We start from the raw sequence: 13,855 nt of genomic DNA on the forward strand, positions 1-13,855 counted from the left end.
GTTGCCGGACCGACCTGGTCGGTCCGGCAACCGACTGCCTGGCCGACCACCGGCCGTTCGGGGCGTCAGCCGACCGACGGTGTGCTGGCCGAGGTCCGGTCGTCGCGGACATAGACCAGTAGGTCACCTGTCTCGATCTTGACGCTGTCCGGGTCGGCGAGCGACACCACTCGACCGCGCCGGATCAGCGCGATCACCAGGTTGGCCAGTTGCCGCGGTGAGGTGCCCACCTCGTCGCGGTTCGCCGAACGCATCGCCAGCGCCATCCCCTGTCCCGGGGTGAGCAGATCCTCGACCACGTCGATCAACGGCGGTGCCGAGGTGGACAGGCCGAGCAGCCGGCCCGCGGTGGCGGACGAGACGATGACATGGTGCGCACCGCTCTGCCGCAGCAGCGGCGCGTTCTCCGCCTCCCGGGCGGCGGCGATGATCCGTACCTTCCCGGCGGTCAACTGCCGGACGGTCAGCGTGACCAGGACCGAGGCGTCGTCGCTGTCGGTCGCGATGATCACCGCCTTGGCGTGCTTGACGTGCGCCTCGTTGAGCACCGACGACCGGGTGGCCGATCCTTCGATGGCCACCAGCCCGGCGGAGGTCGCCTGCCGCAGGGCGATCCCGCTGCTCTCCACGACGACGATGTGCTGCTTGTCGAAGCCGTTCTCCAGCAGCGCGGAGACGGCGCTACGGCCCTTGGTGCCGTAGCCGCAGATGATCACGTGGTCCTTCACGTTCTTTCTCCACCGGGTCAGTCGAAGGTTCGTCCGGTACTGCTCGGTGAGCACCTCCAGGGTGGTGCCGACCAGGATGATCAGGAAGACCACTCGGGCGGGCGTGATGATCAGGACGTTGACCAGCCGGGCCGCCTCGGTGACCGGAGCGATGTCGCCGTACCCGGTGGTGGAGAGGCTGACCACCGCGTAGTAGAAGCTGTCGAGCAGCGAGACGCCGTCGCCGTTGGCGTCCCGGTAGCCGTCGCGGTCGGCGTACACCACGGCCACCACGCCGAGCACCAGTCCGACCGCCGCCATCAGCCGCAGACTCAGTGCCCGCAGCGGCCCCTGCCGAACGGCGGGAAAGTGAATCACCGCCGGCCCGCCTCCGCCTCCATGTCCCCGTACACGCCCACAACATAGCTGTTCCGGGCTGCTTGATCTTGATCGCCTGGACAACACCTTGTGCCAGGTGCGTCCGGGACCGATCCGGTCGTATCCCGCCGCCTCAAATCTTGCTTAGAGACATTGCATCGGGACGCAGTGTTGTCGATGCTCACCCGGCGAGCCATCCATCCGCCAGTTTTCGGAGCAGTCTGTGCACCCACCACGACCGAACGCCATTCCCATGATCGCCCCGGGGACGGTATTACGACTCAGCAAGGACGACTGGCGGTACGGCGGACACAATCTCATCCTTCAGGTGGAGCAGATGCGACCCGATCTGTCGGTCTATTACGACAATCGGTGGGTGTGGATCGTCGGACGTTCCCTCGGAACGGATGGCGGCGGGCTCGGCCGAGTGGTCGCCCTGGTCCGGGTCGCCGCGCTGCCCGGTGCTCCCCGGGCCGACGCCACCGACGTCGGCTGACCACAGGCCGGCCGGGTGACCGGGGACCAGGCGGCAGGGAGGGCCGAACAGCCGAGACGGCCGGGCGATGTGACCGGTCCGGCCGACTCGTCTGTTTACACACTGGTCGACAAACAATCAGGCCAACTAAAGATCGACTCTAGCTGATGCCACGAGACTGTGGACACGCTTGTGACCCGCCGGTAACAAGCGCGCCGACGCCACCCACGGACCGTCCACCGGAGGTATCGCGATGTCCCGACGCCTGACCACCCTGCTCACCGCCGCACTACTCGGCCTCACCGCCGCCCTCGGCTCGGCCGGCCCGGCCGCCGCCGTGCCCGCCGACAAGCCTGCGGTGCTGTCCAGCTGGACCCAGACCAGCGCGAGCAGCTACAGCGCCTGGAACTCGGCCCGGCTCAACCAGGGAGCCTGGGCCGCCTACCAGTTCGACTGGTCGACCGACTACTGCTCGTCCAGCCCGGACAACCCGCTCGGCTTCGACTTCCGGCTCTCCTGCCACCGGCACGACTTCGGCTACCGCAACTACAAGGCGATCGGCCAGTTCTCCGCCAACAAGGCACGGGTGGACAGCGCCTTCTACGAGGACCTCAAGCGGGCGTGTGCCCGCTACAGCAGCTTCGTCCGGCCTGCCTGCCTGAGCCTCGCCTGGACGTACTACCAGGCGGTGCGCATCTTCGGCGCGCCGGTCGTGAACGCCGCCGACCTGGAGCGGGCCCGGCAACTGCAGGCCGCCGGGCCGCGGCTGGCCGGCACCGACTGACCTGCACCGCCCCGCGCCGGCCGGCCCGCCCTCCCCAGGGCCGGGCCGGCCGCCGGTCACCACGGCCGGGCCGGCCGCCGGTCGCCACGGCCGCCGAGCGGGTCGGCGTCACCGACCGCGCCGGCGGACTCGTCGGCGAACCACCGGGCGACGGTCGTCAGGTCCGGATGCTCAACGGCGAGCGCCAACGCCGCCGCCTCGACCAGACTCATCCGGCTACCCTGCGCGTACCCGGCGTCGAACGCCCTGTCGCCGATCGCCGACCGTACCTTGGCCTGCTCCTGCGCCCAGTAGCCGCCGAACATGCCGGCCGTGCTGCGCAGCGCCGAGCGGGTCGCCTGAGCGGCACCGAACAGGCGAGCAGCGGTCGACGGGTCACCGCCCAGCGCGCACCGGACCGCCATCGCGTTCAGCGTGTCGCAGGCCCGCCGGTGGAACCCGTACCGCATCCGGGAGCGCAGCGCCACCACCAGGTGGTCGTGCGCGGCGACCAGGTCCCGGCGGCCCAACGCCACCAGCCCGAGCAGCATGTCCACGGTCCGCCGGCCGCGCTCCGCCGGCCGGGCGGCCTCTGCCGGCCGGGCGGTGGCCAGCACCTCGGCGGCCTCGTCCAACGCCCCCCGCCGGCAGAGCAGCTCGGCCAGGCTGTACACGGCGAACAGCGCGTCGCCGACCGCGCCGTTCGCCGCCGCCCAGTCGATCACCCGCCGGCACACCTGCTCGGCCTCGACGAACTGCCCGAGGTCGATGAGCGAGGCGCCCCGACCGGCCAGCACCCGGGCCAGCAGGCCCGCGTCGCCGGCCTGCCGGGCGGCGGCCTCCGCCCGGTGCGAAAACCGCATCTCCTCGCCGAACTCGCCGTCCGCGCCCGCGTGCTGCGAATGCATGTGGTACGCGGCCGCCAGCTCCGCCTCGGGAATCGCCTCGCCGGTCTCGGCGATCCGCCCGTACAGCCGGAACAGCCACAGCCGGCCTTCCCGGGCCAGGCCGCGTTCGCGCCACCACTGGTCGAGCCCGCTGGCGAGCTGCAGGCCACGCCGGGCACTGCCACCGGTGGTGCTCCACCGCAGCGCGGCCCGCAGCTCGTCGGCCAACGGATCGAGGGTGTACAGCGAAAGGGTGACCGGCTTGCCGTCCGGGCCCAGGTAGGCACGCTGCAACGCGTGCAGGGCCCAGGCCACGTGCCGGTCCCGGGCAGCCTGCTCCTCACCCGCTTCGACCAGCCGCCGTGCCGCGTACGCCCGGATCGGGTCGAGCATCCGGTAGCTGGTGCCGCCGGCCGCCGGCTCGGCCTGGATCATCGACTTGTCGACCAGCACCGCCAACGGCCCCAGCGGATCGTCCTCGAGCAGCCACTCCACGGTGGCCAGATCGATCGGTCCGGCGAAGACCGACATCCAGCGCAGCAGGCGGGCCGCCCGGGGAGCCAGCGTCCGGTAGGACCAGGTGACCGTCGCCTGTAGCGTGCCGTGCCGCCGCCCGGCAGGTCGCTGCGCGTCGACCGGCTCCTCCTGCCCCGCGTCCAGCACCCCCAGGACATCGTCGAGGCGGTCCACGAGCTGCCCGACGGAGAGCACCCGCAGCCGGGCGGCGGCGAGCTCGATCGCCAGCGGCAACCCGTCCAGCCGGGCCGCCACCCGATGCAGCTGGGCGGTCTCGGTCGGACCCGGTGGGTGACCGCCACGGGCCGCCGCCGTGCGGTCCAGCAACAACGCCACGGCGTCGCTGGGGCCGCCGGCCGGCCCCGGTTCGGCCGACATCGGCGGTATCCGCCACACCACCTCGCCGGGCACCCCCAGCGGCTCCCTACTGGTCGTCAGCACCCGGACCTGCCGGCCACCGCCGAGCAGCCGGGCGATCACCTCGGCACACGCCGCCGGCTGGGCGTCGCAGGTGTCGAGCACCAGCAGCAGCCGGCGGGCGGCCGCATACTCGACGACGGTGTCCAGGATCGGCCGGCCCGGCTCCGGTCGCAGGCCGAACACCGCGGCGACGGCGAACGCGACCAGGCCGGGATCGGTCACCGTCGCAACATCGACGAACCACACCCCGTCGGGGTGGCCGGCCCTGACCGGGTCCGCTGCCGGTGATTCCGCGGCGTCACCGCCGCTGGCGTCGGCCGCGACCTCGATCGCCAGCCGGGTCTTGCCGGCACCGCCGGCACCCACCACGGTGACCAGCCGGTGTTCGGCGACCAGCTGGCGCAGCTCCTGGCGTTCGGTCCGGCGACCGACAAAGGAGCTGATCTGATTGGGCAGATTGTGGCTGGCCGAGTCGGCCGTACGCGGTCTGGGGAACTGGCGCTCCAGCCCGGCGGCGATCAACTGGAACAGCCGCTCCCGGTCGTCGAACCCGCGCAGCCGGTGCAGGCCGAGATCGAGCAGCGAGACGCCGACCGGCAACGGGTCGGCGGCCTGGGCGGTCGCAGCGGAACAGAGGACCTGGCCACCATGCGCCGCCGCCGCGATCCGCGCCGCGCGGTGCACCTCCGGGCTGGCGTACTCACCCCCGACCGGCTCGGCGTGCCCGGTGTGCAGCCCCATCCGTACCCGGGGTGCGACATCCGGGGTCGGCCACTCGTGGGCGGCCAGCGCCCGCTGCGCGCGCCGGCAGGCGTCCAGTGCGGCGGACGCGTCGGCGAACGCCACGAAGAACGAATCCCCTTCGGTGAACAACTCCGTGCCGTCGCTGGCCGACAAGGTCCGCCGTACCAACCGTCGGTGTTCGCTGAGCACCGGGCGGTAGTCGCGGCCGAGCAGTCGGGCCAGCCTCGTCGATCCTTCGATGTCGGTGAACATGAAGGTGACCAGTCCGCTCGGCAGTGCGATCGGTGCCGACACCCGTGGAACCTCCGCCCCGCTGGGAAGTCGCGTTCATGCTGCCGCAGTCAGGCAACCCAGCTCATCGCGAACCGGTCAGCGCTGTGGGTCAACTAGCATCCGCACCCGCCACCGCAGCAGCCGCCACCGCCGCCGGCCGGGGCTGGCGGCATGACCGGCAGTCCACCGGAGGTCCCGGCACCACGGCCGGTGATCGCGACGGTGGACAGCAGTTTGACCGTGTCGGAATGTCCCTGCGGGCAGGACGCCGGATCGCCGGCCTGGGTCATCGGACGGTTGACCTCGAAGGTGTCGCCGCACGCGCGACAGCGGAACTCGTACCGGGGCATGTGGATAGGGTACGGCGGGAACTGACGCTTCCGGCCGGATGGGTGATACTCGACGGCATGGTCGAGGACGGGTCGGGCACGCCAGCACCACATCGGTTGCGTCCGGCGGTGCCGACGCCTGCCCGGCCGCCGCGGCAGGAAAGCGTCCCGGACCCGGACCCGGTACGGTCGACCGACGCCGCGTCGACCGGCGATATCGGACCAGGCAGCGACACCGGACCGACCAGCGGGTCCCGACCACCCGGCGACACCGGACCCACCGCAGGGGGCGGCGACGACACCCGGCCGACCGCCGACAGTGACACCCGGCCGACCGCCGACAGCGAACCCGCCGACAGCGGCACCCAGCCGACCGGAGCCTCCGCAGACGAGCAGGCGCGACCGGCGACCGATCCACCCGAGCCTGCACCGGCACCGGCACCGACATTGGCACCGGCCACCACGCTTACCGTGGTCGGCCGGCACCGGCGAGAGGACGCGCCGTTCGGCACCCGGATCGGCTGGCTGCACCCGGCGCGGCTGCGACCGGTCCGGCGCGGCCTCCGCCGGGCGGCCCGAGCGGCCGGCGCGTGGAGTCGCCGGCCGGCCGGGCGGCTGGCCCTGCCCGGGCTGCTCCTGCTCGCTCTGGTCGCCGGCAGCGGTGCCGCCGGTGCGGTGCTGGTCCCAGCGGCCGCCGGCGACCGGCAACCGGCCGCCTCGCCCACGGCGCTCGGCACCACCGCCGTACCGCAGTTGCCCGAGACCACGGACCCCGACCTGCTCGAGCCACCGGCGGATCCCCCGCTCGACGGCGGGCTGAACCCGGGTGCCCCGACCCGGCCGGCCACGGTCCTCGCCGCCTGGGCAACCCGCACGGCCAGCCGGGTCGACATACCGGTGGTGGCGATGGAGGCGTACGGCTACGCCGAGTTGGTGTTGGCCACCACCACGCCGGACTGCCGGCTGTCGTGGACCACGCTGGCCGCGATCGGCATGATCGAGTCGACCCACGGCCGGGCGAACGGGTCACGGTTGGACGCCGACGGCCGCGCCGTACCGCCGATCACCGGGCTGCCGTTGGACGGTGCCGGCGGACGTCAGCGGATCACCGACACCGACGACGGCGCGTTGGACAACGACCCGGTGTACGACCGGGCGGTCGGCCCGATGCAGTTCATCCCGACCACATGGGCGGAATTCGCGGTGGACGCGGACAACGACGGTGTCATCGATCCGCAGGATATCGATGACGCCAGCCTCGCCGCCGCTAACTACTTGTGCCGGAACGGGCGCGATCTGTCCACACCTTCTGATTGGTGGAGTGCGATCCTGTCGTACAACAACGTGCAGCCGTACGCCCAGGCAGTCTTCGACACCGCCAACGACTACGGCGTACGTAGCCGTACTTAGTGCAATCAGATAGCCACAATTTCCGGCCCGGCCACTTTCGCAACCGGCGACTTGGCGGCAAGCTAGACGCGTGATGGTACGCGAGTGGGACCCCCGAACCGCGTCGTCCGCCGAGATCTCATCTCTGCTGGACTGTCTCAACCGGGTATTCGAGGCTGACCTGCCAGGCGATCCGAACTGGCGGCCGGACTTCCTGCGGGAGTACCTGACCGAAACGATGCCCGGGGTCCGACGGATCTGCTGGCTGGCCGAGGAGACCGCCGACGACGGCCGGCCAGGGCCGGTCAACGGGCACGTCAACGTGTTGCTCCTCGGCGACATCGGGGTGCTCGAGATCCTGGTCCGGCCCGACGCCCGGCGCAACGGCCTGGGCCGGGAGCTGCTGGCGCTCGCCGTACGCCGCGCCTACCACGAGGGGTTCAGCTCGGTCGGTGTCGAGGTCATCGGCGGCACCTGCGCCGTCGATTTCTACGAGTCATTGGGGTTCGCCCGCCAGTTCCGGGAAATCCGCAGCGTGCTCCGGTTGCCGGCGGTCGACTGGACCGCCATCGAGAAGACGGCGCAGGACCCGGTCCCCGGGTACCAGATCGAGTTCCATCCGGGCGGGCCGCCGGATGCTCTGGTCGATGCGTACGCCCGGACCAAGGCCGAGCAGAGCGTACCGGAGGACGGCGACCTGGATCTGCGGCCCAGCTCCTACGACCCAGACCGGCTCCGGGACAGCCTCGACTGCCTGCGTCGCCGCGGCATGAAGCCGTACATCGTGCTGGCCCGGCATCTGGCCAGCGGTGCGGTGGCCGGGCTGACCGAGGTGGTGGTGCCAGCGCAGCACCCGACCCGGGCCGACCAGTACGACACCATCGTCGCCCAGGCCCACCTGGGGCACGGCATCGACCGGGCGATCAAGGCCCGGATGCTGCTGGAGCTGCGTACCGTCGAGCCGAGGCTGGCCGAGGTGCAGACCTGGAACGCCGAGGGCGACGAGGATCTGATCGCGATCAATGCCGAGCTCGGCTACCAGCCCGACCGGGACTGGTGGGACTACGGAGCCGACATCGCGACCCTGATGCACCGGCTCGGCGTGCGCAGCTGACCGACCGGGTCGGTGGGTGCGCCATCGACCTGGGCCGGCGACGGGTGCCGCCGGCGAACCAGGTCAGAGGGCGTTCGCGACCTCCGTCGCCCAGTAGGTGAGGATGATCTGCGCGCCGGCCCGCCGGATCGACGTCAACGTCTCCAGGATCACCCGGTCCCGGTCGATCCAGCCGTTCGCGGCAGCCGCCTCGACCATCGCGTACTCGCCGGAGACCTGGTAGGCGGCGACCGGGACGTGCACCCGCTGGCGGACCGCCGCGATCACGTCCAGGTACGGCAGCGCCGGCTTGACCATCACCAGGTCGGCACCTTCGGCGACGTCCAGCTCGACCTCGCGCAGCGACTCCCGCAGATTCGCCGGATCCTGCTGGTAGGTCCGCCGGTCGCCGACCAGCGCCGACTCCACCGCGTCGCGGAACGGCCCGTAGAACGCCGAGGCGTACTTCGCCGCGTACGCGAGCAGTGCGGTGTCGGTGTACCCGGCCGCGTCCAACGCCCGGCGCACCACCCCGACCTGGCCGTCCATCATCCCGGACGGGCCGAGCATGTCCGCGCCGGCTTCGGCCTGCGCGACGGCCAGCTGCGCGTACGCGGCGAGCGTCGCGTCGTTGTCCACCGTCCCATCGGCGGCGAGCAGGCCACAGTGCCCGTGCGAGGTGAACTCGTCGAGGCAGAGGTCGCTCATCACCACGGTGGCGTCACCGACCTCGGCGACCACGTCCCGGATGGCGACGTTCAGCACGCCGGCCGGGTCGACACCGGCGGAACCGGTCGCGTCCCGGCGCTGTGGCACGCCGAACAGCATGATCCCGCCGACCCCGGCCGCCACCGCCTCGGCGGCGGCCTTGCGCAACGAGTCCCGGCTGTGCTGGACCACACCGGGCAGCGACGGGATCGGTCGCGGCCCGGTGAGCCCTTCCTTGACGAACATCGGCAGCACCAGCTCGGCCGGGGACAGCCGGGTCTCCTCGACCAGCCGCCGCACCGCGGCGGTGCGGCGCAGCCGGCGTGGCCGGCTCTGCGGATACGTCATCGCGCCGGCTCAGCGGAACCGCAGCGCCGTCGGACCCTGCACCTTGGACCCGCGCCGCTGCTTGGCCGGCATCGCCACCAGCTTCTCCCGCAGCTCGACCGCGTAGCCGGCCAGCGCCTCGACCAGCTCCGGCACCGACGCGTGCGCCGGCTGCACGTCCACCCGCAGGCCGAACTCGGTGGCGGTCTCGGCGGTCTTCGGGCCGATCACCGCGACCACCGTCCGGGCGTGCGGCTTGCCGGCGATACCGACCAGGTTGCGCACGGTGGACGAGGAGGTGAACAGCACCGCGTCGAAGCCGCCGGACTTGATCGCGTCGCGGATCTCGGCCGGCGGCGGCGCGGCCCGCACCGTCCGGTACGCGGTGACGTCGTCGACCTCCCAGCCGCGCTCGGTCAGCCCTGCGGCGAGGGTCTCGGTGGCGATGTCCGCCCGGGGCAGCAGCACCCGGCCCACCGGGTCGAGGATCTCGTCGTGCGGCGAGAACTCGGCCAGCAGCCCTTCGGAGGACTGCTCACCGGCCGGCACCAGCTCAGGCTGGATCCCGAAGGCACGGACCGCGTCAGCGGTCGCCTCACCGATGCAGGCGATCTTGACCCCGCCGAAGTGCCGGGCGTCCAGCCCATGCTCGGCGAACTTCTCCCACACCGCCCGTACGGCGTTGACCGAGGTGAACACGACCCAGGCGTACCGGCCGTCGACCAGGCCCTTGACCGCCCGCTCCATCTGCGCCGGGGTACGCGGCGGCTCGACCGCGATGGTCGGCACCTCGCACGGGATGGCGCCGTAGGCGCGCAGCTGGGCGCTCATCACGCCGGCCTGCTCCTTGGTCCGCGGCACGAGCACCTTCCAGCCGTACAGTGGCCGGTTCTCCCACCAGCTCAGCTTGTCCCGCTCGGCGACCCCGGCACCGAGGGTGAGCACCACCCGGCCGGTGAAGCCGAGCGCGGCGGCGACGAAGCTGTCCACCGTCGAGGTGGTGGTGTACTGGGTCTCGCCAGTCCCGTCCCCGGTCACCGCGACCGAGGTGGCACCGTCGACGCCGGCGGCGAGCAGTCCGTCGCGGACTGCGGCGAGCTCCCCGGCGTCCACCGCCAGGGCGAGCGAACCCCGGCCGACCGCCGCAGCGAGCGCCTCGAAGTCGAGGCCGGCGGTGTCGTCGACATCGGCCACCGTACGGATGCCGGGCAGCGGGACCCCGGCGTAGCCGGCCACCCCTTCGGCCTGGCTGACCCCGGGCACCACCTCGAACGGCACCGCGGTACGCGCGACGGCCTGTACCTCGGTCACCACCGCGTGGTGACCGAACGGGTCGCCGCAGACCAGCCGGACCGCCGCCTGCCCGGACCGGGCGGCGGAGATCAGCACCTTGGCCACGTCACCTGGCGCGCCCTCGGCCGGGCTGAGCTGGGTGTCCGCCTTGGCGCTGGCGCGGACCGCAGCGAGCAGGGTCTCCGGGACGCCCCGGTCGTAGACGACCTGGTCCGCCTCGACCAGGGCGTCGTGCGCCCGGCGGGTCAGCAGGCCCGGGTCGCCGGGGCCGGCGCCCACGAACGCGATGTGGCCGGCGAGCTTACGGGTGCGGGTCATTTATGCTCCCCATGTTCTGGGTCGTCGCGCCGGACGGATTGGGCGCTGAAGGTCGCTGGGGTACCACGCCGTCGCCATCCGCGGCCCTGGACGGACCGCCGGGCGTGGCCCCCGGAAGGATCGTGTCGGCTCCGGCGTCGAGCAGCTCGGCGGCGAGTGCCGCGCCGATCTCGACGGCGGTGGCCGGGGGACCGGTGCGCGACAGTCTGATCTCCCGGAGTCCGTCCGGGCTGATCACCGCCCCGCGCAGGTAGATCTCGTCGCCGTCATCCCCCTCGGCGACTTCCGCGTACGCCGCGACCGGTGCGCTGCAGCCGGCCTCCAGCGTCGCGAGCAACGACCGTTCCGCGGCGACCGCGGCTCGGGTCGGTGCATGGTCGAGCATGCCGAGCAGCTCGACCAGGTCGGTGTCGTCGGCCCGGCATTCGACGGCCAGGGCGCCCTGGGCGGGCGCCGGCAGCATCAGCATCGGGTCGAGAGTCTCGGTGATCTCGGCGGTCCGGCCGAGCCGGGCCAGACCGGCCCGGGCCAGCACGATCGCGTCGAGATCGGGCTGCGGGCCGCGCACCCGGCCGATCCGGGTGTCCACGTTGCCCCGGATCGGGGTGACCACGAGCTGGCGGCCGAGAGCGTTCAGCTGGGCGATCCGGCGCAGTGCCCCGGTGCCGACGGTGGCCCCCGGCGCGAGCTCGGCGAGCATCCGGCCGTCCCGGCTGATCAACGCGTCGCGCGGATCCTCCCGGGGCGGCACCGCCGCGACCAGCAGCTCCGCCTGGCCGGCGGTGGGCAGGTCCTTGTACGAGTGGACCGCGAAGTCGATCTCCTTGGCCAGCAGCGCGTCGCGCAACGCGGAGACGAACACGCCGACGCCGAGCGCGGCGACCGGCGCGGTGGACCGGTCCCCGGCGGTGACGATCTCCACCAGCTCGACGTCGCGGCCGGTGGCGGAGCGCAGCGCGGCGGCCACCCGACCGGACTGGGCGGTGGCCAGGGCGCTGCCCCGGGTGCCCAGGCGCAACACGCTCATCGGTCGACCTCCAGGTCCGGCACGTCGCCCGCGGTGGAGGTGCCCGGCACCTCCAGGTCGAACAGCTGGCGCAGCAGCGCGGCGTACTGGTCACCACCGGGCTCGGCGGCGAGCTGACGCACCCGTACGGTCGGCGAGTGCAGCAGCCGCTGGACCACCCGGTGCACGGTGTGCGCGACCTCGGCGCGCTGGTCGTCGGTGAGGTCCGGCCGACGCTGCGCGAGCCGGCGCAGCTCGGCGCCGACCACGTCGTCGGCGCGGCCACGTAGCGCGGCCACGGTGGGTGCCACGTCCGCGCCGCGCATCCAGCTGAGGAACGACTCCACCTCGGTGTCGACGATCCGGGTGACGGCCGCCGTGTCGGTCGCGGCGGGCGCGTCGGTGAGTGCGCCGGCCAGGCCGTCGATGTCGATCACCGCGACGCCGGGCAGCGCCGCGGCGGCCGGCTCCACGTCCCGGGGTACGGCGAGGTCGAGCAGGACCAGCGGGTCGGTCCGGTCGGCCGGGCGGGCGGCCAGCACCCCGGTGACGGCGTCGCGGGTGAGCACCGGCTCGGCCGAGGCGGTGGCGCTGATCACCAGGTCGACCTGGCTGAGCGCGGCCGGCAACTGGTCGTACGGCACCGCGGTGGCACCGTACGCACCGGCCAGCCGGACCGCCCGGTCGTCCCGGCGGTTGACCACCCGGATCGACTCGACTCCCAGCCGGGCCAGGGTGGCGACCGCCAGGGCACCCATCGCGCCCGCGCCGAGGACCAGCACCGGCCGGCCGGGCAGCCCACCGGGCAGCAGTTCGCCGCCGACCCGCAGGGCCGCGCTGACCACGCTCTGACCGGCGCGGTCGATCCCGGTCTCGGCGTGCGCCCGCTTGCCGACCCGCAGCGCCTGCTGCATGAGTTCGTGCAGCAGCCGGCCGGTGGCGTCGGCCTCGTTGGCGACGTGGTAGGCGTCGCGCAACTGGCCGAGGATCTGCGCCTCGCCGACCACCATCGAGTCGAGCCCGGCCGCCACCCGGAACGCGTGTTCGACGGCGGCCTGGCCGTAGTGCACGTACAGGTGCTCGGCCAGCTCGCCGGGGGCGCTGCCGACCCGGTCACCCAGCACGCCGCAGATGTCGGCGAGACCGCCGTGGAATCCGGTGACCGCCGCGTAAACCTCGACCCGGTTGCAGGTGGAGAGCACGACGGCGGCGTCGACGTACGGCTGGGCGAGCAGCCGGCGCAGCGTATCGGGCACGTCGGTGGGGGCGACGGCCAACCGCTCCAGGGTGGCGACCGGCGTGGTCCGGTAGGACGCGCCGACGACGAGAAGGTTCATGAGCCGACCGCCTCCGCCGGGCCGGACGCGTCGAACTTGGCACCGGACGCGTCGAAGGATGCCGCGGCGGCGGGCCCGCCGCCCAGCCCACCCGGCAGCGCCGTCAGCCCCGGCACGCCGTGGTCGTGGCCGGAGGCCGACTTGCGGTGCTCGTGGAAGGAGAGGATCTGCAGCTCGATCGCCAGGTCGACCTTGCGCACGTCGACCCCGGCGGGCACCACCAGTACGCATGGCGCGAAGTTGAGGATGCTGGTGACCCCGGCGGCAACCAACTGGTCGGCGACCTGTTGCGCGGCGGCGGCCGGGGTGGCGATCACCCCGATGGCGATCGACTCCTCGGCGGCGACCGCCGGCAGGTCGTCGATGTGCCGGACCACCAACCCGTTGATCTGTTCACCGACCCGGTCGGTGTCGGCGTCGAAGAGCGCGGCGATGCGGAACCCCCGGCTGGCAAAGCCGGCGTAGCCGGCCAGCGCGTGGCCGAGGTTGCCGACCCCGACGAGCGCGACGGCCCGCCGATGGGTGAGCCCGAGCACGTACTCGATCTGCTCGATCAGCAACGCGATGTCGTAGCCGACGCCACGGGTGCCGTACGAGCCGAGTTGGGACAGGTCCTTGCGGAGCTTGGCGGAGTTGACCCCGGCCGCGCTGGCCAGCCCTTCGCTGGAAACGGTCTCGTGACCGGCGTCGGCGAGAGTGTGCAGGGCACGGAGATACTCCGGAAGTCGCGCGACCGTCGCCTCAGGGAGGTCCGGCAGCGCCGGAACGGCGTCGACCCGGCCGGACGCGCCTGGCTGGCGGTGCTGACTCATGTGTCTCCGTGCGATGCGATCATTGACCCGCCGGCCCGGCCGGTCAGTCCGGTGCCCCTGTGGCAACCGCCGTCACCTGT

The 13,855-nt window shown here is 72.7% G+C and carries 11 protein-coding genes and 1 pseudogene; 4 read left to right on the forward strand and 8 right to left on the reverse strand.

Going from position 1 to position 13,855, the window contains the following annotated elements:
- Positions 1–65: 65 nt before the first annotated feature.
- On the reverse strand, positions 66–1,085 hold the full coding sequence (locus O7629_RS22700; protein ID WP_278171616.1) for a potassium channel family protein: 1,020 nt from the start codon (positions 1,083–1,085) through the stop codon (positions 66–68).
- A gap of 337 nt (positions 1,086–1,422) precedes the next feature.
- Between O7629_RS22700 and O7629_RS22705 the strand changes: the two genes are divergently transcribed.
- Both O7629_RS22705 and O7629_RS22710 read left to right on the forward strand, forming a co-directional pair.
- A complete protein-coding gene (locus O7629_RS22705; RefSeq protein ID WP_278171617.1) occupies positions 1,423–1,581 on the forward strand; it encodes a hypothetical protein in 159 nt (52 codons plus the stop codon).
- Between the two features lie 232 nt (positions 1,582–1,813).
- On the forward strand, positions 1,814–2,344 hold the full coding sequence (locus O7629_RS22710) for a phospholipase (protein WP_278171618.1): 531 nt from the start codon (positions 1,814–1,816) through the stop codon (positions 2,342–2,344).
- A 56-nt stretch (positions 2,345–2,400) separates the two neighbouring features.
- Here the strand turns inward: O7629_RS22710 and O7629_RS22715 are convergent, their stop codons facing one another.
- The gene (locus O7629_RS22715; RefSeq protein WP_278171619.1) at positions 2,401–5,184 is read right to left on the reverse strand and encodes an adenylate/guanylate cyclase domain-containing protein; all 2,784 of its coding nucleotides are present in this window, start codon (positions 5,182–5,184) and stop codon (positions 2,401–2,403) included.
- A 92-nt stretch (positions 5,185–5,276) separates the two neighbouring features.
- A complete protein-coding gene (locus O7629_RS22720; RefSeq protein WP_278171620.1) occupies positions 5,277–5,513 on the reverse strand; it encodes a zinc ribbon domain-containing protein in 237 nt (78 codons plus the stop codon).
- 108 nt (positions 5,514–5,621) lie between these two features.
- On the opposite strand from O7629_RS22720, the gene O7629_RS22725 reads away from it, so the two are divergent.
- Positions 5,622–6,902: a lytic murein transglycosylase gene (locus O7629_RS22725; RefSeq protein ID WP_278171621.1), complete on the forward strand. Its 1,281-nt coding sequence runs from the start codon at positions 5,622–5,624 to the stop codon at positions 6,900–6,902.
- 73 nt (positions 6,903–6,975) lie between these two features.
- Entirely contained in the window at positions 6,976–7,995 is a 1,020-nt protein-coding gene (locus tag O7629_RS22730; protein WP_278174642.1) for a GNAT family N-acetyltransferase, read from the forward strand.
- A 63-nt stretch (positions 7,996–8,058) separates the two neighbouring features.
- On the opposite strand, the gene hemB is transcribed toward O7629_RS22730, so the two are convergent.
- The 5 genes and pseudogenes from hemB to O7629_RS22755 all read right to left on the reverse strand — a co-directional run bounded on the left by hemB (position 8,059) and on the right by O7629_RS22755 (position 13,775).
- Positions 8,059–9,030, reverse strand: coding sequence for a porphobilinogen synthase (gene hemB / locus O7629_RS22735; RefSeq protein WP_278171623.1), 972 nt, complete (start codon positions 9,028–9,030; stop codon positions 8,059–8,061).
- A gap of 9 nt (positions 9,031–9,039) precedes the next feature.
- Complete coding sequence (locus O7629_RS22740; protein ID WP_278171625.1) at positions 9,040–10,620, reverse strand: uroporphyrinogen-III synthase; 1,581 nt, start codon at positions 10,618–10,620, stop codon at positions 9,040–9,042.
- A 115-nt stretch (positions 10,621–10,735) separates the two neighbouring features.
- Positions 10,736–11,647, reverse strand: a pseudogene (hemC, locus tag O7629_RS22745) (hydroxymethylbilane synthase); the annotation flags it as partial.
- A complete protein-coding gene (locus tag O7629_RS22750; RefSeq protein ID WP_278171627.1) occupies positions 11,644–12,963 on the reverse strand; it encodes a glutamyl-tRNA reductase in 1,320 nt (439 codons plus the stop codon). The pseudogene hemC and the gene O7629_RS22750, both read right to left, overlap by 4 nt.
- A complete protein-coding gene (locus tag O7629_RS22755; protein ID WP_278171628.1) occupies positions 12,960–13,775 on the reverse strand; it encodes a redox-sensing transcriptional repressor Rex in 816 nt (271 codons plus the stop codon). Before O7629_RS22755 ends, O7629_RS22750 begins: the two co-directional genes overlap by 4 nt.
- Between the last annotated feature and the right edge of the window lie 80 nt (positions 13,776–13,855).

Origin of the sequence: Solwaraspora sp. WMMD792 (assembly GCF_029626105.1) — a bacterium.
In the GTDB taxonomy this organism is placed as follows: Bacteria; Actinomycetota; Actinomycetes; order Mycobacteriales; family Micromonosporaceae; genus Micromonospora_E.

Bases quoted from the DNA above. Each gene is read 5' to 3' on its own strand.
- O7629_RS22710 (WP_278171618.1), top strand. From the start codon at position 1,814: ATGTCCCGACGCCTGACCACCCTGCTCACCGCCGCACTACTCGGCCTC.
- O7629_RS22720 (WP_278171620.1), bottom strand. From the start codon at position 5,513: ATGCCCCGGTACGAGTTCCGCTGTCGCGCGTGCGGCGACACCTTCGAG.
- O7629_RS22705 (WP_278171617.1), top strand. From the start codon at position 1,423: ATGCGACCCGATCTGTCGGTCTATTACGACAATCGGTGGGTGTGGATC.
- O7629_RS22750 (WP_278171627.1), bottom strand. From the start codon at position 12,963: ATGAACCTTCTCGTCGTCGGCGCGTCCTACCGGACCACGCCGGTCGCC.
- O7629_RS22740 (WP_278171625.1), bottom strand. From the start codon at position 10,620: ATGACCCGCACCCGTAAGCTCGCCGGCCACATCGCGTTCGTGGGCGCC.
- O7629_RS22755 (WP_278171628.1), bottom strand. From the start codon at position 13,775: ATGAGTCAGCACCGCCAGCCAGGCGCGTCCGGCCGGGTCGACGCCGTT.
- hemB (WP_278171623.1), bottom strand. From the start codon at position 9,030: ATGACGTATCCGCAGAGCCGGCCACGCCGGCTGCGCCGCACCGCCGCG.
- O7629_RS22730 (WP_278174642.1), top strand. From the start codon at position 6,976: ATGGTACGCGAGTGGGACCCCCGAACCGCGTCGTCCGCCGAGATCTCA.